The sequence below is a fragment of the Wenyingzhuangia sp. IMCC45574 genome, from assembly GCF_054182685.1.
The window spans coordinates 2,020,517-2,042,014 of record NZ_CM135169.1 but is presented as its reverse complement, the minus strand read 5'-3'; the positions used below and the strand labels follow the sequence as shown (position 1 = coordinate 2,042,014).

General features: G+C 33.7%; 16 protein-coding genes. 4 read left to right on the top strand and 12 right to left on the bottom strand.

What is annotated here, in order from left to right:
- Positions 1-167: 167 nt before the first annotated feature.
- A complete protein-coding gene (locus tag ACXHHC_RS08735) occupies positions 168-1,784 on the top strand; it encodes a sulfatase (RefSeq protein ID WP_458225983.1) in 1,617 nt (538 codons plus the stop codon).
- Between the two features lie 283 nt (positions 1,785-2,067).
- Positions 2,068-3,378, top strand: a complete 1,311-nt coding sequence (locus tag ACXHHC_RS08730) for a T9SS type A sorting domain-containing protein (RefSeq protein WP_458225982.1) — start codon at positions 2,068-2,070, stop codon at positions 3,376-3,378.
- 67 nt (positions 3,379-3,445) lie between these two features.
- Here ACXHHC_RS08730 and ilvA read toward each other — a convergent pair whose 3' ends face one another.
- The 5 genes from ilvA to ilvD form a co-directional block, all read right to left on the bottom strand.
- Positions 3,446-4,687, bottom strand: coding sequence for a threonine ammonia-lyase IlvA (gene ilvA, locus ACXHHC_RS08725; RefSeq protein WP_458225981.1), 1,242 nt, complete (start codon positions 4,685-4,687; stop codon positions 3,446-3,448).
- A 152-nt stretch (positions 4,688-4,839) separates the two neighbouring features.
- Complete coding sequence (gene ilvC, locus ACXHHC_RS08720) at positions 4,840-6,312, bottom strand: ketol-acid reductoisomerase (protein ID WP_458225980.1); 1,473 nt, start codon at positions 6,310-6,312, stop codon at positions 4,840-4,842.
- A gap of 111 nt (positions 6,313-6,423) precedes the next feature.
- Positions 6,424-6,948, bottom strand: a complete 525-nt coding sequence (ilvN, locus tag ACXHHC_RS08715) for an acetolactate synthase small subunit (RefSeq protein WP_458225979.1) — start codon at positions 6,946-6,948, stop codon at positions 6,424-6,426.
- Between the two features lie 25 nt (positions 6,949-6,973).
- Positions 6,974-8,677 carry a biosynthetic-type acetolactate synthase large subunit gene (gene ilvB / locus ACXHHC_RS08710; protein ID WP_458225978.1) on the bottom strand — a complete coding sequence of 568 codons (1,704 nt, stop codon included), beginning with the start codon at positions 8,675-8,677 and terminating at the stop codon, positions 6,974-6,976.
- 102 nt (positions 8,678-8,779) lie between these two features.
- Positions 8,780-10,459 carry a dihydroxy-acid dehydratase gene (ilvD, locus tag ACXHHC_RS08705; protein WP_458225977.1) on the bottom strand — a complete coding sequence of 560 codons (1,680 nt, stop codon included), beginning with the start codon at positions 10,457-10,459 and terminating at the stop codon, positions 8,780-8,782.
- A 345-nt stretch (positions 10,460-10,804) separates the two neighbouring features.
- Here ilvD and ACXHHC_RS08700 point away from each other — a divergent pair, with 345 nt between their 5' ends.
- On the top strand, positions 10,805-12,094 hold the full coding sequence (locus ACXHHC_RS08700; protein WP_458225976.1) for a citrate synthase: 1,290 nt from the start codon (positions 10,805-10,807) through the stop codon (positions 12,092-12,094).
- A gap of 128 nt (positions 12,095-12,222) precedes the next feature.
- Here the strand turns inward: ACXHHC_RS08700 and accD are convergent, their stop codons facing one another.
- The 3 genes from accD to tamL form a co-directional block, all read right to left on the bottom strand.
- Positions 12,223-13,092 carry an acetyl-CoA carboxylase, carboxyltransferase subunit beta gene (gene accD / locus ACXHHC_RS08695; protein WP_458225975.1) on the bottom strand — a complete coding sequence of 290 codons (870 nt, stop codon included), beginning with the start codon at positions 13,090-13,092 and terminating at the stop codon, positions 12,223-12,225.
- A 101-nt stretch (positions 13,093-13,193) separates the two neighbouring features.
- Positions 13,194-14,261, bottom strand: a complete 1,068-nt coding sequence (fbaA, locus tag ACXHHC_RS08690) for a class II fructose-bisphosphate aldolase (protein ID WP_458225974.1) — start codon at positions 14,259-14,261, stop codon at positions 13,194-13,196.
- A 99-nt stretch (positions 14,262-14,360) separates the two neighbouring features.
- A complete protein-coding gene (tamL, locus tag ACXHHC_RS08685; protein WP_458225973.1) occupies positions 14,361-16,853 on the bottom strand; it encodes a translocation and assembly module lipoprotein TamL in 2,493 nt (830 codons plus the stop codon).
- Between the two features lie 98 nt (positions 16,854-16,951).
- Here tamL and ACXHHC_RS08680 point away from each other — a divergent pair, with 98 nt between their 5' ends.
- Positions 16,952-17,704, top strand: coding sequence for a TrmH family RNA methyltransferase (locus ACXHHC_RS08680; RefSeq protein ID WP_458225972.1), 753 nt, complete (start codon positions 16,952-16,954; stop codon positions 17,702-17,704).
- On the opposite strand, the gene porT is transcribed toward ACXHHC_RS08680, so the two are convergent.
- The 4 genes from porT to ACXHHC_RS08660 all read right to left on the bottom strand — a co-directional run bounded on the left by porT (position 17,691) and on the right by ACXHHC_RS08660 (position 21,493).
- The gene (gene porT / locus ACXHHC_RS08675; RefSeq protein ID WP_458225971.1) at positions 17,691-18,344 is read right to left on the bottom strand and encodes a type IX secretion/gliding motility protein PorT/SprT; all 654 of its coding nucleotides are present in this window, start codon (positions 18,342-18,344) and stop codon (positions 17,691-17,693) included. The genes ACXHHC_RS08680 and porT overlap by 14 nt on opposite strands.
- Positions 18,344-19,075: a bifunctional demethylmenaquinone methyltransferase/2-methoxy-6-polyprenyl-1,4-benzoquinol methylase UbiE gene (ubiE, locus tag ACXHHC_RS08670; RefSeq protein ID WP_458225970.1), complete on the bottom strand. Its 732-nt coding sequence runs from the start codon at positions 19,073-19,075 to the stop codon at positions 18,344-18,346. The genes porT and ubiE overlap by 1 nt, the downstream gene beginning before the upstream one ends.
- A gap of 3 nt (positions 19,076-19,078) precedes the next feature.
- Positions 19,079-19,972: a NifU family protein gene (locus ACXHHC_RS08665; RefSeq protein WP_458229242.1), complete on the bottom strand. Its 894-nt coding sequence runs from the start codon at positions 19,970-19,972 to the stop codon at positions 19,079-19,081.
- A gap of 96 nt (positions 19,973-20,068) precedes the next feature.
- On the bottom strand, positions 20,069-21,493 hold the full coding sequence (locus tag ACXHHC_RS08660; protein ID WP_458225969.1) for an OmpP1/FadL family transporter: 1,425 nt from the start codon (positions 21,491-21,493) through the stop codon (positions 20,069-20,071).
- Positions 21,494-21,498 lie beyond the last annotated feature (5 nt).

Here is a 21,498-nt window from a genome sequence, read left to right as displayed (position 1 = left end):
AAATGCTATTTACATTATTAAATAAGGTTGTAATGAAAATATAGTGCTTGTTTTGGTTTATTTTGTTTTACAATTCAAGCGCTAATTCTTTTTAATTTGTTCGTTCAGTACTTACTTAAGTTTCCTTCTTATAAACTTAAAGTTGAATTATAATTAAAGAGTTAAAAATGAGAAAATTATTTTATTTGGCTTTGGCATGTGTTTCCATCACTTTTCAAGCACAAGAGAAAAAGCCAAATGTTTTGTTCATTGCAGTGGACGATTTAAAAACAGAATTAGGTTGTTATGGATCTTCAATAGTTAAATCGCCTAATATTGATAAGCTAGCAAAAGAAGGTGTATTGTTTAATAGAGCATACTGTCAGCAAGCCATTTGTGGTCCTTCTAGAGCGAGTATTATGACAGGTTCTAGACCAGAGAGTATTAATGTAACAGACTTATTTCAAGACTTTAGAGCTAATAGACCAAGTATAAAAACCATTCCTCAACACTTTAGAGAGAATGGGTATGAAACTGCTTATACAGGAAAAATTTTTCATGGAAGGTATAACGACATGGAGCTGTCTTGGAGTAAAAAAGTAAAGAAGCTTCCTAGGGATAAAAATTGTCCTAAAACTTCTGGAGGATATGCCTTGGCAGAGAGCCAGTTAATGTGGCTGAAAAATAAAATATTTTTAGAAGAAAAATATGGAGAAAAAATTATTCGCGAGAATTGGTTAGATAAAGGACCAGTTACTGAGTGTGCAGACGTACCAGACGATACATACGAAGATGGTTATAATACTACGTTGGCTATTGGAGCTTTAAAAGAAATGGTAAAAGCAGATAAGCCATGGTTTTTAGGTTTAGGGTTTAAGAAGCCTCATTTAGATTATATAGCTCCAAAAAAATATTGGGATTTATACGATAGAGCTTCTATTCCGTTAGCAGAAAATACGGAGAGACCTAAAAATGGAGCTTCTATGGGCTTGTCAGAATCTATGGAGGTTAGAGTGGCTGCAGATGTGCCTAAAACGGCAAAATTTTCTCCAGAATTAGAACGTAAATTAAGACATGGATACTATGCGTGTACTAGTTATATAGATGCGCAACTTGGTAGAATGATAGAAGCTTTAAAAGCAACAGGTGAATATGAGAATACCATTATTGTTTTTTGGTCAGATCATGGATTTAATTTAGGAGAAATGGGGTATTGGGGTAAAGCAACCAACTACGAAGTTGCTACAAGAGTTCCTTTTATTATATCTGCTCCTAAAGTTTCTAAAAAAGTAAAAGGACAAACAACTAATGCATTGGTGGAGTTGGTAGATGTTTTTCCAACATTATGCGATTTGGCTGGTTTAGATAAACCAAGTAATATTGAGGGAACTTCTTTAGTACCGCTATTAAAGAAACCATCTAGAAAATGGAATGAGGCTGCGTTTAGTTTGTTTCCTTCTCCTGCTTTAAGAGAGTGGGCTGCTAGACCTTTTACTCCTCCTTTTAGAACTACTTTCTTTCAGCCTTTAATTAAGAAGATTGAAAAAAGAATTGCGGCTCAGATGGGGGACAAGTGGAAACGTAAAACATTTGAAGATTTTGTAATGGGATACGCAATGCGTACAGATAGGTATAGATTTGTAGTGTGGAAAGATAGGAGAAAACCAAAAGCTGAACCATTATTTGTGGAGTTATACGATCATAAAAACGATCCAAATGAAACGGTTAATATTGCGGAGAATAATCCTGGTACAGTTGTTAAATTAATGAAACAGCTAAAAGCAGCAGGCTGGCAAGGTAAATAAGAGTTTAAAGTTTATAAATACTACTAAAGTCAATCGATTATTCGGTTGACTTTTTTTTGTACTGTTAAGTTCCTTAACAAGTATGAATTTCTTTGTTAAGAAGATTTCTTTTTGTGATTTGGGTTTGATAGTCTGTTCTTTTTTTAACAAAATAGTGTTGATTTTTATTTAATTGGAAGGTGTTTTTTGTCAGTTTGATAAAATAGTGTTGTTATTGGTGAAAAAACAGGTGTAAACAAGGCAGGCTTAATTTTAACTTTGAAGGATAACTAAAGATTAAATTATGATTAAAAAATTACACAAATTAGGTGTCGCTTTTTTATTAGCGGCTTTTAGTACCTTACAAATTAATGCACAACAAGGACCTACGCATTATACTTTTACAGGGAGTGATCAAAGTTGGATTAAAGGATATGGTACAGGAACAGTGGCTCATGATCCTTCAGAGGGTGTTTCTGCCGATGGTGCTTTAACGCTTGAGAGACTTGGGAATGGGAATGCAAATATTAGAAGAGGTCAAGGAGGAGATGATGATTTTATTGTAATAGATAGAGCGGTATATAGCTATATTAAAATTGTATACAAAAACGAAACTGCTGCAGCTTCTTTTAGAGTGGCTGGAACGTCTAGAGATGCTGGTACAACAGGTGTAGGGACCAATTTTACTGCAATTGTTCATAGTGGTATAGAGAGCTTATCTAGTACATTTACAACTGCATATATTGATATTACTTCTATACCAGCAGGTCAAGAAATTACTCGTTTAGATATTTTAGTTAGAGAAAATCAATTGAGTGATCCATCTGGATCTAAAATGATTTTTGATGAGATTGAGTTTCTTGAGTCAATACCTCAGAGTTTTTCAGAGTTTATTAAGAATCCTGGTTTAGAAGATCCTGAAGGAATTCCTTTTTTTACAGGTAGTGATGATTTTATTACTAGAAGTTTATCAACAGAGGATCCTCATACAGGTACTCAAGGTTTAAAGTATGTTGTAAATACAAGTTCAGGAGCTAATCCGGTTGATAAAACTACTTGGACATTTAGTTCTTATGAAAAAACATATGACGATGTTTATCTTGCAGGTGCAACTTTAGAGGTAAAGGTTTGGGTTAAAACGAATAGAGCTTCAACGATAAAGATATCTGGTAGGGTTAAAACCACGTTGAGTGGAGCTGATACAGCAACTAAACCTATTGCAACTACTGAAACTACAAATACTGCAATGGGGTGGGAAGAGATCACAATAACAATGACTGCAGGAGAGAATTTTGATGGTGTTACATTCTGGTTTGCTTTTGCGTATAGTGACGGAGATTCAGCGAATTTAGCAGATGGAGATGTTATTTATTTAGATGATTTTTCAGCTACTATTTCTGGAAGTACATTGTCTTATATAAAAAATACATTAGAAGGTGTGTCAGTTGCTACAGAGGATGGGAAAGTGATCGTATCAGCTCCAAAGGGAAGTGAATATACTGTTTACACTATAACAGGAGCAGAGGTTGTAAATGAATCTTTAACGACTGGTGTATATATTGTTAAGGTAGAAAAAGATAATAAGATTTATACTACTAAAGTTATTGTTGAATAACTAGCAACAATAAATAGTTAGAATTTTAAAAAAACGCTTAAGAAATTATTCTTAAGCGTTTTTTCTATTATATCAAATGGTTGAATAGTTCAGGTTTTTCATTTAAATAATCTCCGTAAAATCCTTTTTCTTTCATTCTAGAAAGGAGAGGTAGAAAATCTTCTTTGTTTTTTAATTCTATCCCAACAACAGCAGAGGCTGTACTACGACTGTTCTTTTTGGTGTATTCAAAATGTACAATGTCGTCTGTGTTAGAGAGTACTTCTCCAACAAATTCTTTTAAAGCCCCAGCTCTTTGTGGAAAAGTTACAATAAAATAGTGCTTTAATCCATCATAGAGTAAAGCTCGTTCTTTCATTTCTTCCATTCGAGTAATGTCGTTGTTACCACCGCTTAGAATACAAACTACATTTTTCCCTTTAATTTCATCAGTAAAAAGATCTAAAGCAGCTACAGATAGTACTCCTGCAGGTTCTGCAACAATGGCATTTTCGTTGTATAGTTTTAAGATGGTTCTACAAATATGTCCTTCATCAATTAAGGCAGTTTTATATAGATAGTCTCTACAAATAGGAAAGGTATTGTCTCCCATTTTTTGTACTGCTGCTCCATCTACAAACTTGTCTATGTCTTCTATTTTAGTGTTTTCGCCCTTTTCTATAGAGGTAGTTAGCGAAGCTGCTCCTTTAGGCTCTAAGCCTATAATTTTAGTGTTTGGACTTAGGTTTTTAAAAACAGTAATAACTCCAGAGGCCAGTCCACCACCACCAATAGGTAAAAACAAATAGTCTATAGGTTCTGTAGCCGATTCTAAAATTTCTAAAGCAACCGTTCCTTGTCCAGACATTACGTCCCAATCGTTAAAAGGATGAACATAGGTGGCATTGGTTTTTAATTGATATTCTTCTGCGGCGTTAGAGCTTTCATCAAATGTATCTCCAATTAATTCTATGGTTGTATAATCACCTCCAAACATTTTTACCTGAGAAACTTTTTGCTTTGGGGTTGTAATAGGCATAAAAATAGTTCCCTTAACCTTTAACGCTTTACATGCAAAAGCAACTCCTTGAGCATGGTTCCCTGCACTGGCACACACAACACCGTTTTCTAGTTCTTGTTTACTTAAGTTTTTAATTCTATTGTAAGCCCCTCGAATTTTATAAGATCGTACAATTTGTAAGTCCTCTCTTTTAAAGCTAATATTAGCTCCAAAGTCTTTTGAGTAGTTGTCAACTTGTAACAAAGGTGTTGATTGTACAATCCCTTTGATATTCATTTGTGCTTTTATGATAGATTCTAAAGTAACCATGTTTTAATATTGTGTTTATGCATTGGTTCTGGACTCCGCTCGAACACCTTAATTTAGGTCATCGAGCGGAGTCGAGATGTTGCTCAATAAAATAAGAAAAGCCATTGCAAGATTGCAATGGCTTTTGATGTATTGAAATTCGTTTTTTAAAATTAAACGATTTTTTTCATTGCAGTCATTGCTTCACGTAACTCTTCACCAATAGCTTCTACATCGTGCTCACGAATTACTCTGTTAACAGCAATTAATTCAGCGTTATCAACACCATTGTTAGCAGCACCAAATGGTCTACCAATTAAGTTGCTAGGAGCGTTTTTAACGTACTCTGCGATTAACGGCTTACAAGCGTGGTCAAATAAGTAACATCCATACTCAGCAGTATCAGAAATTACACGGTTCATTTCGAACAATTTCTTACGTGCAATTGTGTTAGCGATTAATGGAGTCTCGTGTAAAGATTCGTAGTATGCAGATTCGTCAATAATTCCAGAGTCAACCATTGCTTCAAAAGCCAATTCAACACCAGCTTTAACCATAGCAACCATTAAGGTACCATTGTCGTAGTATTCTTGCTCAGAAATTTCGAAATCTCCAGCAGGAGTTTTTTCAAAATTAGTTTCTCCTGTAGCAGCTCTCCAAGTTAATAAGTTAATATCATCATTAGCCCAGTCTTCCATCATTGTCTTAGAGAAGTGTCCAGAGATAATATCATCCATGTGCTTTTGGAATAATGGTCTCATGATTTCTTTTAACTCTTCAGAAGCTTTAAAAGCAGCAATTTTAGCAGGGTTAGATAATCTATCCATCATGTTTGTAATACCTCCGTATTTTAAACCTTCAGTAATAGTTTCCCATCCGTATTGGATTAATTTAGAAGCATATCCAGCATCAATACCTTCAGCTACCATTTTGTCGAAACATAAGATAGATCCTGTTTGTAATAATCCACATAAGATTGTTTGCTCTCCCATTAAGTCAGACTTAACTTCTGCAACAAAAGAAGATTTTAATACACCAGCAGTGTGTCCTCCTGTTCCAACAGCATACGCTTTTGCGTAATCCCATCCTTTACCTTCTGGATCGTTCTCAGGGTGTACAGCAATTAAAGTAGGTACTCCAAATCCTCTCTTAAACTCTTCACGAACTTCAGAACCTGGTGACTTAGGAGCTACCATAATTACAGTTAAATCTTCACGAATTTGCATTCCTTCTTCTACAATGTTGAAACCGTGAGAATAAGATAAACAAGATCCTTTTTTCATTAAAGGCATAACAGCAGTAACAACGTTTGTGTGTTGTTTATCTGGAGTTAAGTTGATTAATAAATCTGCAGTAGGGATCATTTCTTCGTAAGTTCCTACAGCAAAGTTATTTTCAGTTGCGTTTAAGTAAGATTGTCTCTTCTCTGCAATTGCAGCTGGTCTTAAAGTATAAGATACATCTAAACCAGAATCACGCATGTTTAACCCTTGGTTTAATCCTTGAGCTCCACATCCTACGATTACAATTTTTTTACCTTTTAAAGCTTCCACACCATTACTGAACTCACTTCTGTCCATAAATTCACACTGTCCAAGTTGCTCTAATTGCTCTCTTAAAGAAAGTGTGTTAAAATAATTTGCCATTTTGCGTTTATTTTTATTCTAAATTTTTACGTTGTTATATAATCAAAACTGAGTTTGTGGGGATTAACCTCCATAAACTCAGTTTAAATTCGTGCCAAATTTAGTGATTTTTTATTGATTAAAATCGCTTAAAATTTGACGAATATTCATTGCTTCTTTTGAGATTGCTATTTTACCAGAACGAACGAACTGAGCAATTCCAAAAGGTTTAAATTTTTCATACAAAGCATCAATCTCATTCTGACGTCCTGCTTTCTCTACAATAAAGAAAGTTTTGTTTACCGTAACAATGTTCATGTTGTTTTCCTTAATGATATTTTGAATTTGTGGTTCATCAAATAACAAATCAGAACGGAACTTAAACATTGCTGTTTGGTTAAATATAATTTCATCGTCTGTATGATAGAAAGCTTTGATTACTTCAATTTGCTTTTCTATTTGTCCAATGATTTTCTTTACACCAACTTCAGTCATATTTACTACAATAATGAATCTAGATACATTATCTATTTCTGAAGCAGAAACTGTTAAGCTTTCTATATTAATATGTCTTTTAACAAAAAGAGTAGAAATTCTATTTAACAACCCTAAATTGTTTTCTGTGTATATGGATATGGTATACGTATTAGTTTCCATGATTTTTAATTTAAGATTTTAATTACTACTCAAGTCTTACATCTGATACACTAGCACCTGTTGGTACCATAGGGAATACGTTCCCTTCTTTTTCTACACAAACTTCTAAGAAATAAGCATCTTCGTGAGCAATCATTTCGTCTATAGCTCCTTGTAGGTCGTCTCTAGAGGTTACTCTTTTTGCTTTAATATCGTAAGCTTCTGCCAACTTAATAAAGTTAGGGTTTGTCATTTCTGTAGAAGCATAACGTTTGTCGAAAAATAATTGTTGCCATTGACGAACCATTCCTAAGAACTCGTTATTCAACACCACAATTTTTACAGGTACTTTTGTTTGCAAAATAGTTCCCAATTCTTGACAAGTCATTTGGTATCCACCGTCTCCAATAACTGCAACAACATGTCTGTGCATTGCACCCATTTTAGCACCAATAGCCGCAGGTAATGCAAATCCCATAGTTCCCAAACCACCAGAAGTTACATTACTTCTAGTTTGACTAAAGTTAGCATAACGTACAGACATCATTTGGTGTTGTCCCACATCAGATACAATAACAGCATCATCGTTAGTTGCTTTGTTAATACCTTGTAAAACTTCTCCCATAGTTAACCCTTCTTTTGTAGGGTTAAGCTGAGCATTGATTACTTTGTCGTATTCAATCTTATCGTAGTCTCTAAATTCTTGTAACCATTCCGTGTGAGATTTCTCATCAATGAAAGGAAGAATTTTAGTTAAAATATCTTTAGCATCTCCTAAAACGGCAGCATCGGTTTTAACGTTTTTGTCAATTTCTGCTGGATCTATTTCAAAGTGAACCACCTTGGCTTGTTTTGCATAGGTACTTAAGTTTCCAGTTACACGGTCGTCAAAACGCATCCCAATAGCAATTAGCACATCACATTCATTGGTTAATTTGTTAGGACCATAGTGTCCGTGCATACCAACCATTCCTACATTTAAAGGGTGGCTAGTTTCTAGTGCTGACAAACCTAAAACGGTCCAAGCAGATGGAATTCCTGCTTTTTCAATAAATGCCTTAAATTCTGCTTCTGCTTCCCCTAAAATAACACCTTGCCCAAAAACAATCATTGGTTTTTTAGCACTGTTTATAAGTTCAGCAGCAGCTTTTACTTGCTCAATATCTGTATCTGGTACAGGTTTGTAACTACGTACACCTGTGCACTTTTCGTATCCCTTGTAATCAAAAGTAGACTGTTGTGCATCTTTTGTAATATCAATAACTACAGGTCCTGGTCTTCCAGATTTAGCAATGTAAAATGCTTTGGCTATAGCTTCTGGAATATCTTCGGCTTTAGTTACCTGAACATTCCATTTGGTTACTGGTGATGAAATACTAATTACATCTGTTTCTTGAAAAGCATCTGTACCTAATAAATGCGAAGCAACTTGTCCGGTAATACAAACTAGAGGTGTTGAGTCTATTTGCGCATCGGCAATACCCGTTATTAAGTTAGTAGCTCCTGGTCCGGATGTGGCCATGGCTACACCAACTTTACCAGAAGTTCTAGCATACCCTTGTGCAGCGTGAACAGCACCTTGCTCATGTCTTGTTAAAACATGGTGAAATTTATCTTGGTATTTATATAATTCATCATAAATAGGCATAATGGCACCACCAGGGTAACCATAAGCCAATTCAGAACCTTCGGCAATTAAACATTTAACTACCGCTTCGGCACCAGTTATTTTTTCTGTATTTAAGCTCATATTTATTCGCTTTCTTTAAGCCTTAAGCAATAAGCTTTAGGCGTTTTTGTTATTTAAATGGTCTGTAGCATATAGCGTAAAGCTTAATGCGACAAGTACTTTTTAGTACTTGTCAGTAACACATCCTTCTGATGCAGATGCTACCGACTTAGCGTATTTAAATAAGATTCCTTTAGTATGTTTTAAAGCAGGAGCTTGCCAATTTGCTTTACGCTCTGCCAATTCCTCTTCAGAAACATTTAAAGTTATCGAATTATCTTCGGCACTAATTGTAATAATATCTCCAGTTTTAGCTAGGGCAATTGTTCCCCCACTTTGTGCCTCTGGCGTTATGTGCCCAACAACAAACCCGTGAGTTCCTCCAGAAAAACGTCCGTCAGTAATTAAAGCAACCGATTTCCCTAAACCAGCTCCCATAATTAAAGATGTTGGTTTTAGCATTTCTGGCATACCAGGTCCACCTTTAGGTCCAACATAACGAATAACGACGACGTTTCCTCTCTCTACTTCTCCGTTTGAGATTCCATCATTTGCTTCTTGCTCACTGTTATATACAACAGCTTTTCCTTCGAAAACCAATCCTTCTTTTCCAGAGATCTTAGCTACAGCACCTTTTTCAGCAAGGTTTCCGTATAAAATCTGTAAGTTACCAGATGATTTTAAAGCTTTGTCTGTAGTGTATAATAAATCTTGTTTTTCAAATTCAATTGCTTCAACATCCGCTAAGTTCTCTGCCAATGTCTTTCCTGTAATTGTCATACAATCACCGTGTAAGAAACCTTCGTTTAACAAGTATTTCATAATAGCAGGTGTACCACCAATTCCGTGTACATCTTCCATAAGGTATTTTCCAGAAGGTTTTAAATCTCCAATTAATGGAGTTTTATCACTAATTCTTTGGAAATCCTCTAAAGTAAATTCAATATCTGCTGCATATGCAATTGCTAAATAGTGTAATACAGCATTTGTAGATCCACCTAAAGCATTTACTAAAGTAATCGCATTTTCAATTGACTTTTTAGTTACAATATCTCTTGGTTTTAAATCTAATTCTAATAAGTTTTTCATTGCCTCGGCAGTTCTTTCTGCTTCGGATAATTTATTAGGATTTTCTGCAGGAATAGAAGAGTTGTAAGGTAGAGCCAATCCCATACATTCAATAGAAGATGCCATGGTGTTAGCAGTATACATACCTCCACAAGCACCCGCTCCTGGGATAGATCTTTTTATAATTTCTTTGTATTCAGCTTCGTCAATTTCTCCAGCAACCTTTTGTCCTAAAGCTTCAAAAGCAGATACAATATTTAATTTTCTTCCTTTGTATTTTCCAGAAGCAACACTACCACCGTAAACCATAATAGCAGGTCTGTTTAAACGTAGCATTGCAATAATAGCACCGGGCATGTTTTTATCACATCCAACAACACCTATCAATCCATCATAAGACATTCCGTTTACTACAGTTTCCATAGAATCTGCAATAATATCTCTAGATGCTAAAGAGTAATTCATTCCAGATGTTCCCATAGAGATACCGTCAGAAACTCCAATGGTACCAAAAGTAAGTCCAATCATTCCATTTGGTCTCGTGTGAGTTTTAATCTCTTGAGCCAATCCATTCAAGTGCATATTACAAGGGTTACCATCGTATCCTGTGCTACCAATAGCGATTTGAGGTAAATTCATATCCTCATCAGAAAAACCTGTAGCATACAACATTGCTTGAGAAGCAGGTTGTGATGGATTTTGCGTAATCTTTTTGCTATATTTATTTAATGCCATTTTAATGTTTGTTTTTGTGGTCTAGCTTATAGGCGAACAAAAGTAAAATACTATTGCAATTTTAAAAAGAAAAAACGAAAAAAAGTTACGCTGTTCAGTCGGTGGTTTTGTTTTTTAACTATGTGGCAATCAGATTGCTATGTGTTTTTATTAATGGTGTTTATGTTTTTTTAGTATCTATACTATGTATGAGTTTAAAATTTGTGTTGTTTTTTCGAATGTGTTTAATAATTTTTTTTACGTATATTTACGTAGGTTATTTAAGTATTTAAATGTTTTGAGAATACTTAAATATTTGTAGTTTTGTGGAACTCGAAAAATTAACAGGTAATATTAAATAACAACATGTCAAAAACAGCAGTATTAGAAATAGACGGAAAGAAGTATGAACTTCCTGTAGAAGTAGGTTCAGAAAATGAAATGGCGATTGATGTTAAACAACTTAGAGCAGCTACAGGAGGTGTGACTACAATCGACCCTGGGTTTAAAAATACGGGTTCTTGTAAAAGTGCTATTACTTTTTTAGATGGTGAAGAAGGAATATTACGTTACAGAGGGTATGCTATTGAGGATTTAGCAGAGAAGGCATCATTCCTAGAGGTTTCTTATTTGTTGATTTTTGGAGAATTACCAACTCAAGCTCAGTTAGATAAATTTGAGAAGGATATTAAAGATGAGTCTTTAGTAGATGAAGATGTACATAAAATTTTAGATGCATTTCCAAAGAATGCACACCCAATGGGGGTCCTTGCTTCTTTAACTAGTGCATTAATTGGTTTTAGTCCAAAGTCTGTAGAGGTTGATTCTGAGGAAGATATGTACCATGCAATTGTAATGTTGATGGCTAAGTTCCCAGTGTTGGTTTCTTGGTGTATGCGTAAAATGAAAGGTTTACCATTAGACTTTGGTGATGTAGACTTAGGTTATGAAGAGAACTTTGCAATGATGATGTTCAAAAGACCTAACCAACAATACAAAGCAAGTAAGATTGTAATTGATGCATTAGATAAGTTATTAATCTTACATGCAGATCATGAGCAAAACTGTTCTACATCTACAGTAAGAATTGTAGGTTCTTCACACGCTGGTTTATTTGCTTCTATTTCTGCAGGAATCTCTGCTTTATGGGGGCCTTTACACGGTGGTGCAAACCAGGCAGTAATTGAAATGTTGGAAGACATTAAAAAAGACGGTGGAGATTTTGAGAAGTATATTGCAAAAGCAAAAGATAAATCAGATCCATTCCGTTTAATGGGATTCGGGCATAGAGTTTATAAGAATTTTGATCCAAGAGCAAAGATTATTAAGGTTGCTGCAGAAGAGGTGTTAGCTGACTTAGGTATTCAGGATCCGGTATTAGATATTGCGAGAGGATTATCTGAGGCTGCATTGAGTGATGAGTACTTTAAATCAAGAAACTTATATCCAAATGTAGATTTCTACTCTGGTATTATATATAGAGCCTTAGGGATCCCTGTAGAGATGTTTACAGTGTTGTTTGCAATGGGACGTTTACCAGGTTGGATTGCTCAGTGGAAAGAAATGAGAGAGAATAAAGAACCAATTGGTCGTCCACGTCAGTTATATGTTGGAGAAACATTAAGACCTTATGCTTCTATTGAAGATAGAGCTTAGTTCTTATTTTAAAAAGATATCAAACAAAAAATCCTGTTCTAAATAGAACAGGATTTTTTTTAGCATAAAAAAAACGAAGTAGTTGTTTAACTACTTCGTTTTTATTTATATGAATTTGTTAGCTAAACTTAAGCTTCTTCTGTTCTAACCTTGCTGTTTTGAATTAAATCTAAGTATAGGTTGATTTGTTTCTTTAAGTTTTTACGCTCGTAAATAGCGTCTAAGAACCCGTGTTCTAATAAGAATTCTGAACGTTGAAAACCTTCTGGTAAATCTTGTCCAGTAGTGTCTCTTACAACTCTAGGTCCTGCAAAGGCAACTAAAGCATTAGGTTCTGCAATGTTAATGTCTCCTAGCATTGCGTAAGAGGCAGTTGTACCTCCGGTAGTAGGATCGGTACATAAAGAGATATATGGTATTTTAGCTTCGGCCAATTGAGTTAGCTTAGCAGATGTTTTAACCAATTGCATTAAAGATAATGGAGCCTCTTGCATACGTGCACCACCAGATTTTGAGATCATTAAGAAAGGAACTTTGTTCTCTCTTGCATAATCTATTGCTCTAGCAATTTTTTCTCCTACCACAGATCCCATAGATCCACCAATAAATGCAAAATCCATTGCTGCTATAACTAGTGGTTTTCCTAAAGAATTACCAACAGCTGTTCTAACAGCATCTTTTAATTTTGTTTTCTTTTGTGCAGCCTCAATTCTGTCAGGGTATGGTTTAGTGTCTTGAAATTCTAATGAGTCAACAGAAGTAAGGTTTTCATTTAATTCAGAAAACTTATTGTCGTCAAATAATATTTCAAAGTATTCGTTACTACCAATTCTTACATGATATCCGTCTTCTGGACTAACATATAAGTTTTGTTTTAATTCATCAGTGTCTATAATTTTTCCACTAGGTGTTTTGTACCAAAGACCTTTAGGTACATCTTTCTTTGCTTCAGTAGGGGTTTGAATTCCCTTATCACTTCTTTTAAACCAAGCTGCCATAATTATTAGTTTTATAGAGGGGCAATTTACTAAAAAAAATAGAGAAACTATTCAAAAACAGTTTCTCTATTGTAATTATAATGCTTTAAAATCTTTAGAGATTATAAAGTGTTTACGTTGTTTAAATCTTCGAAAGCTTGAATTAAACGAGCTTTTAAAGTAGCTTCACCTTTACGTAACCAAACTCTTGGGTCGTAATATTTCTTGTTAGGAGCATCAGCACCTGTTGGGTTACCAATTTGAGAAGCTAAATAGTCTTTGTTATCAGCCATATAGTCTCTAATTCCTTCCATAAAAGCATACTGTAAATCAGTATCAATATTCATTTTAATTGCACCGTATCCGATAGCCTCTCTAATTTCTTCTACAGAAGATCCAGAACCTCCGTGGAATACGAAATCAATAGGGTTGTGCTCTAAACCATGCTTCTCTTCGATGAACTTTTGAGAGTTGTCTAAGATTTTTGGAGTTAATTTTACGTTTCCTGGCTTGTATACACCGTGAACATTTCCAAAAGCAGCAGCAACTGTAAATCTTGAAGAAACTTCAGATAATTGCTCGTAAGAGTAGTTTACTTCTTCTGGTTGCGTGTATAATTTAGATTCATCAACATCAGAGTTGTCAACACCATCTTCTTCACCTCCAGTAATACCTAATTCAATTTCTAAAGTCATTCCCATTTTATCCATACGAGCTAAATACTCTTTACAGATAGCAATGTTTTCTTCTAAAGGCTCTTCAGATAAATCAATCATATGAGAAGAGAATAAAGGAGCACCAGTTTCTGCGAAATGTTTTTCAGAAGCATCTAATAAACCATCAATCCAAGGAAGTAATTTCTTAGCAGCGTGATCTGTATGTAAGATTACAGGTACACCGTAAGCTACAGCTAATTCGTGAACGTGCTTAGCTCCAGCAACAGCACCAGCAATAGCAGCTTTTTGATCTGTATTGTCTAATCCTTTACCAGCGTTAAAAACAGCACCTCCGTTAGAGAACTGAATAATTACAGGTGAGTTTAATTCTTTAGCAGTTTCTAATACTGTGTTGATAGTATTGTTTCCTGTTACGTTAACAGCAGGTAAAGCGAATTGCTTTTCTTTTGCTAATTTAAAAATTTCTTGAACTGCATCTCCAGTTGCAACTCCTGGTTTAATATTGTAACTCATTGTTAATTGATTTGTGTTTTATTTACTCGAACAAAAATAGACAATTTTAAGTGAAAGAAAGAGTATAATAGCTTGATATTGTACGAAAACGTTATAGAGTTAGAAAGGATAATTGATACCGATGTTAAGAACAGAATCTGCTATTCTGTAATTACTAAACCATCTATTAGACTTTAAATAGGGTTCAAAAGTTTTAAAAGCCCAGTCTAAACGAAGTACTAAAAAGTTAAAATCATAGCGAATTCCCATTCCGCTACCAACAGCTATATTTTCTAAAGATTTTATGTTGTTAAAGATTTCTTTTTCTTCTGCAGTTGATGTGTTTGGTAAGTTCCAAATGTTACCAGCATCAATAAAAAGAGCACCATGAATACTGTTAATAACCTTAAACCTGTATTCTAAACTAGAAAGCAATTTTAAATTACCAATGTTAAATTCAAGACCTGTGTTCGAGTTTCCTGGTCCAAGTTCGTATGTTTTCCATGCTCTTATATCGTTAGATCCTCCGGCAAAGTAACTTGTTATAAAGGGTATTTCTTTATTTTTCCCCGTTGGGATTGCCGCTCCTAAGAAAGTTCTAAAAGCAATAGAATTGTTGTTGCTCGTGTTCCAAAATTTCCTAAAGTCGATATCTAATTTTACAAACTGAGAAATTTCTATGTCTTCAAAAACTGGTGACCCGTTCTTTTGATTGAAGAAGAAAGAGCTAAGATTACCAGATGTGCTTATTTCTGTTCTAAAGAAGTTGTAATTAGTATCGGCCAATCCTTTTCTGCTGTTATGTTCAAAAGAATAAGAGGTAGATGGAATTAAGTTGTTACTTGTGATAATATCCTCTCTTTTTTCAATATTTTTTAAAGTGGTAAACTCTTCTGGGTTTGTAGTGTTAAAAGATCCCGGAATGCTTTGGATAAAACGATTTGTATTTGCTGTTGTAAGTACAAAGGATGGTAAAAGATTAAAATCGGACTTTATGCTTTGAACTCTTCTAAACTCGGAACTATAGATGTTGTAATAGGATTCTGTGTTAAGATTGTTGATAAATTGAAGGTTCAGTATTTCGAAAGTGTGAGAGTTTTTTCGAGATGATTTCCAGTTGTAGTCAATAATTCCTGATATTTTTTGCTTATCCAGTCCTATGTTTTTTTGAAAACTAGTACCAATACTTACTTTGGTCTTAGGAGTCATAGTTCTGGGAATTAAATTTCCTAAGAATGGAAATATAAATTTAGGAAACTCTAAAGAAGCATCAATACCTACTTCGTATGCATCAAAGCTCGTAGATTCTTCTCCACTTACTTTAGTGGCAGTGTCAAAAATACTCCCTTGTAATGATAGTTTAAAGATTTCTGCTCCACCAAAAGTATTTCTGTTTATAAAACTAAATCCTCCAGATAGACCAAGTTGTTTAATGTTAGAGTGTATTATTTCTGTATTAATACCAATTCCATATTTCTTTAAAGGGTTTAGAACGATAGAGGCTTCTAAATTTTCATCGTCTATTTCTCTTATGTTTATTTTTACAGACTTAAAATTATTAAGAGATCTTAAGTGTTGCCTAGTTAGCTCTATCTTTTCGTCGCTGTAAACTTCGTTAGGCTTTATAAAAATGGAATTTGATAAGGTTTTTGTTTTGTGCTTTAGTTTAGAATGAGCAAAAAACTGAATACTATCTCTTGTTTCTTTAGTATTGTACGATTTGTTTCTTTCGTTATAACTATAATCGGTATAAACATTAATTTTTTTAATAGTTTGTTGCTTGGTAGGTAGCTCTAAAACCTCATTCTTCTGTTTTATTTTTCGGTTTTCTATATTTATAATTACCGGAGTAATGTTGTTTTTTGCAATAGTGTCTATTCCTCTAAAGCTTATTAGGTCGTTTCTAAAATGATAAATACCGTTATTTCTTAATGTTTCAGAAATATTGGTAATTGTTTTTTTAAAGTTTTCTAAATCGTATTGTTTTCCTTCTTTAAGTGCAATATGTACATGGTCTTTGTTTAGGATGCTGTCTATAACAGGAGAAGATATATTGTAGCTGATTTTTCCTATTTTAAAAGGTTCCTTTTTATCTATACTATAGGTTACTAATGCATTTTGATCATCTCTTATAGTGGTAGTTTTAACAGTAGCGTTAAAATACCCCTTGTTAAAAAAATGAGTTCTTAGTTTGTTTGCTGTTAGTGTAGATTTATGGTCGTCTAATATACTAGGTTGTTCTCCTCTGGTAAGGAACCAATTGTTTAATTTTTTTCTCTTATTAATTAGTTTATAACTCTGTTTTTTGGAAATAATTTTACTGATTAATGAGCTTTGTTTCTCTAGTTTGGATTTTTTTTGAAGGTAAATAGAGTCGTAATTTGGGTTTCCAATATTGTAAAAATGTAAGCCTAGAGGTATGCCTAATATAGTAGTGTTAGGTCGTTGTATTTGGTATGATGTGATTTCCGGATTGGTGGTTTTTTTACCATCAATTTTGATAGAGCTATTTTTTAGTAAATACTCATTCTCGTTAACATACTTTGCGGTGTTGCAGGCAGTAAGTATTAGCAGAGTAACTACTGTAAGAATTTTGTTTTTAAATGTTTTCAATCAAAGGAAATTATATCGTTCAAAAATAAGCATTAAATGAATTTAAAATTCAAGCTTCTTAAATTTAAATACTAATTTTGGAATTTAATATAGTAGTTATGTCAATTTCCAAAAATCAAATAAAATTAGTTTCTAGTTTACAGCAAAAAAAATACCGTGTTAAAGAGGGGCTTTTTGTGGTAGAAGGGGTAAAGGTTGTAGATGAGTTCTTAAATTCTAATTTTGAATTACAAATGCTTTTTTGTTTAGAAGATATAGCTACTAAGTACGGTAAGAATGTGACTGAGGAGGTTAATGTTTTGGAGTTGAAAAAAATAAGTTCTTTAAGGTCTCCAAACAAAGTACTAGCTGTGTTTAAAATTCCTGAACAACATTTTACTGAAGAAAGTGGTAAGTTAAAGATTGCTTTAGATGGTATTAATGATCCCGGTAATTTGGGGACAATAATAAGGTTGTGTGATTGGTTTGGTGTTGAGGAGTTGATCTGTAGTTCTGATACTGTGGATTGTTACAATTCCAAAGTGGTTCAGTCTACTATGGGGTCACTTACAAGGGTTAATGTAGTGTATACTGATTTAACTGCTTATTTAAAGAAAGTAACGCAGCCTATTTTAGTTTCTGATATGAAAGGGAGTAATATTTATACAACGAAATTACCCAATGATGCTATAATTGTTATGGGTAATGAAGCGAATGGAGTTAGTAATCAAGTTAAAAAAGTTGCAAAAAATAACAAAATTACAATTCCAAGATTTGGTTCAAGTCAACTAACAGAAAGTCTAAATGTTGCAACTGCCACATCTATCATATTAGGAGAGTTTAGACGAACCGAGTTTTCTATTGAAATGTAAGGTTTAAAAATATAGCTCTTTGGTTTAATAAAGCAGGCCCAGATGATTTAGCTATTGAACCTATTCCTTCGAATTCATTATTTATTCCATAGATACCTCTAATTGAGGGAGAGAATTTGAAAAAAGGAAAGTAAAAGTTAAATCCAACAGATATTTCTGCAGTTATTGTGTTCTTGGCAAGTGAAAAAGCATAGTCTTCTTTGTCTATGTTTAGATTTTCATCAGCACTAAAATTATAGTTAAATGCTAGTCCTCCAGTTGCAAATGTTCTGAAATTATTAATTCTATCTGTAGTAAGTTTTAATGAAATTGGAACTCTAAAGTAAGTGTTATTTAAGTTTAAACTTTCTCCGTCAGAAAATTCAAGTGTAGCTCTTGTGCTCATAACACCAGGCTCTGCTATTATGCTTATATTGTTGTTTAAGTTTAAGTCAGCAAGAACACCTAATTGAAATCCTGAGCCCCCTGTTATTGTAGATTTACTATTTTGAGAAGTTCTGTATCCAGAATGATTTATACCAAGATAAAATCCATAACGAACTTTGCTTCTATCAAAATGCTGTAGCCTACTTATTTTTTCTCTCTGAGAATATGAGACTGTACTAACTAAGAAGAAAAAGAAAATAACAACTCTTACCATTATTTATTAGCTTTATATATTGTAGATACTCCAAATGTAACAATAAAATCATCAACATTTACGTATCCGTTAGATTTTAAGATTAATTTAAACTTCTCTCCGTATGGGAACGAATTGGCTGAATCTGATAGATATTTGTATGCTTTTTTGTCTTTAGAGAACAAACGTCCAACAAAAGGTAATATTACTTTACTATGAAATAAATATCCTTGTTTAAAAGGGAATTTTGTTGGTACTGAGGTTTCTAGAATAACAAAAGTTCCTCCGGGTTTCAGTACTCTATGTATCTCTGTTAAACCTTTGTTAAGGTTTTCAAAATTCCTTACACCATATGATACAGTAATAGCGTCAAAATAATTGTCTTCATAGGGAATGTTCTCAGAATCTCCTAAGACCATTTCTATAGAATCAGATAATCCTAGTGAATTAATTTTTTGTTTCCCTATTTCTAGCATACCAGCAGAAATATCTAGACCTATAATTTTAGCATCAGGAATTTCTTGGCTTTGCATAATCGCCAAATCACCCGTTCCAGTGGCTATATCTAATATCTTTTTTGGTTGAGTAGCTTTTACCATCGCTACTACTTTTTTTCTCCATTTCACATCGATACCAAACGTAATAACACGATTTAGACCATCGTAGTTTTCGGATATCTTGTCGAACATATTAGCTACTTGAGCCTTTTTAGTAGCATCTGAGTCTTTGTAGGGCTTAATTGTTTTAGACATGTTTTATCCGTTTACAGCAACTACGTTGTTTATTTTGTTAGGTAGCATCTCTTTTAACATGGTTTCTATACCGTTCTTTAAGGTAATAGTAGAAGAAGGACAACCGCTACAAGCACCTTGTAAAATTACATGTACATCTTTAGTTTCTTCGTCGTAAGCTCTAAAAACAATATTTCCACCATCGTTAGCAACTGCAGGTTTTACATATTCGTCTAAAATTTTGGCAATTTCTAAAGGAGTACCTTCTAGGTTTTCCATTGGTACTGCTTCTATTTCAACTTTAGGTTTTTCTATAGTCGTGTCAATAACCAATTTATCCGATTCAAAATATTCTTTTAAGAAAGTTCTTAGTTGACTAATAATTTCTGGCCATTCAATTAAATCGTTTTTGGTGATAGAAACATAATTTTCCGAAATATATACCTCTTCAACAAAAGGGAATTCAAATAAAACCTGTGCTAAAGGAGAATTTTTTGTCTCTTCTGCAGATTTATATTCGTTATCGTCTGGTGTTAGCATTTTGTTACATCCAAACTTCATTACTTTTGGGTTTGGTGTACTCTCTGCGTATATTTCTATTACCTTCTTTTTTGTTTCGGCATTTTCAGTAACAATTGTGTTACCTTCGTTTAAATAGATTTCTATTAGTTCTCTAATTTCTTCTTGAATGTCTGACCATTTAATAATGTCGTATTTTTCAATAGCAATAAAGTTTGCGCTAATAAATACTTTACTTATAAAAGGAAGTTTAAATAATTGTTGAGATATAGGGGACTCCTTAGCTTCTTCTATATTGTTAAATTGATAGCTACCTCCTGTGGTTACTTGTTCATTACTAACAAACTTAATGATTGACGGGTTGTTAGTTCCTTCTATACTTATTTTATGCATGTTCATGTCTCTTATATACCTCACAAAAGTAGGTTATTTAATTTTAAATCCTTTCATAGAAAAGTATGATAATACGTTGTTAAGAATAACTCTTAACACTTGTTAGAAAAGATAAGTGTAGGTAATTCCAAAAGAGGAGTTGTTGTTTTCTATTTTAGTTGCACCTAGGTATTGTCCAGGATTGTCTCTTATAAAACTAGCTTGGTTCGCATCGTTAAAGTCAAATTCATTGGTTTGTTCACTCATTCTATAAGCAAGGTCTATTTTAGAGTTTCCAAAACGAGCTCCAATACCTAAAGAGGCAGAGATTCTGTCCCCTGTTTTAACAACATCAATAGTTCTAGGGTCTACACTATCTTTAAATGGTGATTCTTGGAATCCAGCACCTCCTCTTACACTAATATTTCCTAATTTAAATTCAGCTCCAATATTTACGTTGTTGGTGTTTTTAAGTACGTCTTTGTAGTATTGATTGTCCTCTACAAACTCATCTTCTCCAGAAAGATTAAGGGCTTTGTATCCTTTTCTGTTGTAATCAATATTAATAAAACCTCTTTTTCCGATAACAAATGCAGAACTTACTGTTATTTTTCCAGGAGTTCTTAGTCTATACTCGTAAAAACTGTCAATTGGAGATGAGTTCGTAAATCCAACTCCTTTTTCGTTGTCTAGGAATTCTTCTACATAAAAGTATTCTTCTGTTACATTGTAAAACCATGTTGGAGTTTCTGCTGAAAATCCAAGTCTAATAGTTGAGTTAGGTTTGTATATAATACCTGTGGTAAGTGAAAAACCTTCTGAGTTTTGTCTGTTGTCATTTAAAACAGATGTGGCCAATGTGTTGCCAGTATCATCTGTACTGATTTCATCTAGTTTAGAAGATTGAAAAAAATCTATACTGTGAAAATTTAAACTACCTCCCAGGTATAATTTTTTATTAAATTCACCAGCCAGAGTAAAGCTAAGTTTAGAAGTTTCTCCTTCGTAAAAATTATACAATTGCTGACTTTGAGCATTGTCGTAAAGATTGGATGCATCGTCGTTAGGATGTGTTATAAAGCTTCCGTATCCACTGTTACCTCGGTAGATGTCGCTTTTATCAAACTTGTTGGTAAGCTGATAGTTTGCCGAAAAACTAATTTTATTCCAGCCGTTATTAGAGTACTGGTCTTTAAAAACGAAAACAACACCAATTTGTTCAAAATTAAAAACGCTAGAAGTATTATTTGTTTTAGAATTGTAGTAATTACTTTGATTGTCGTAGTTATTAACACCTAAAGTAAAATTGAATTCACCGCTATTAAAAACAGCTGCACCTGCTGGGTTTACATTAATTGCACTTAAATCTCCTCCTACAGCTCCCATTGCTCCGTTTAATGCCGAAAATCGTGAAGTTCCAAGTGGATTTTCATCCGAAAATAAAACTCCTAAATCGGTGTAGTTTAACCCGTATGCAGGTTGATCTTGAGCAATACTAACCGTACTCGTTAATAAACCTGCTATTAATAAGTGTATAATTTTTTTCATGATTG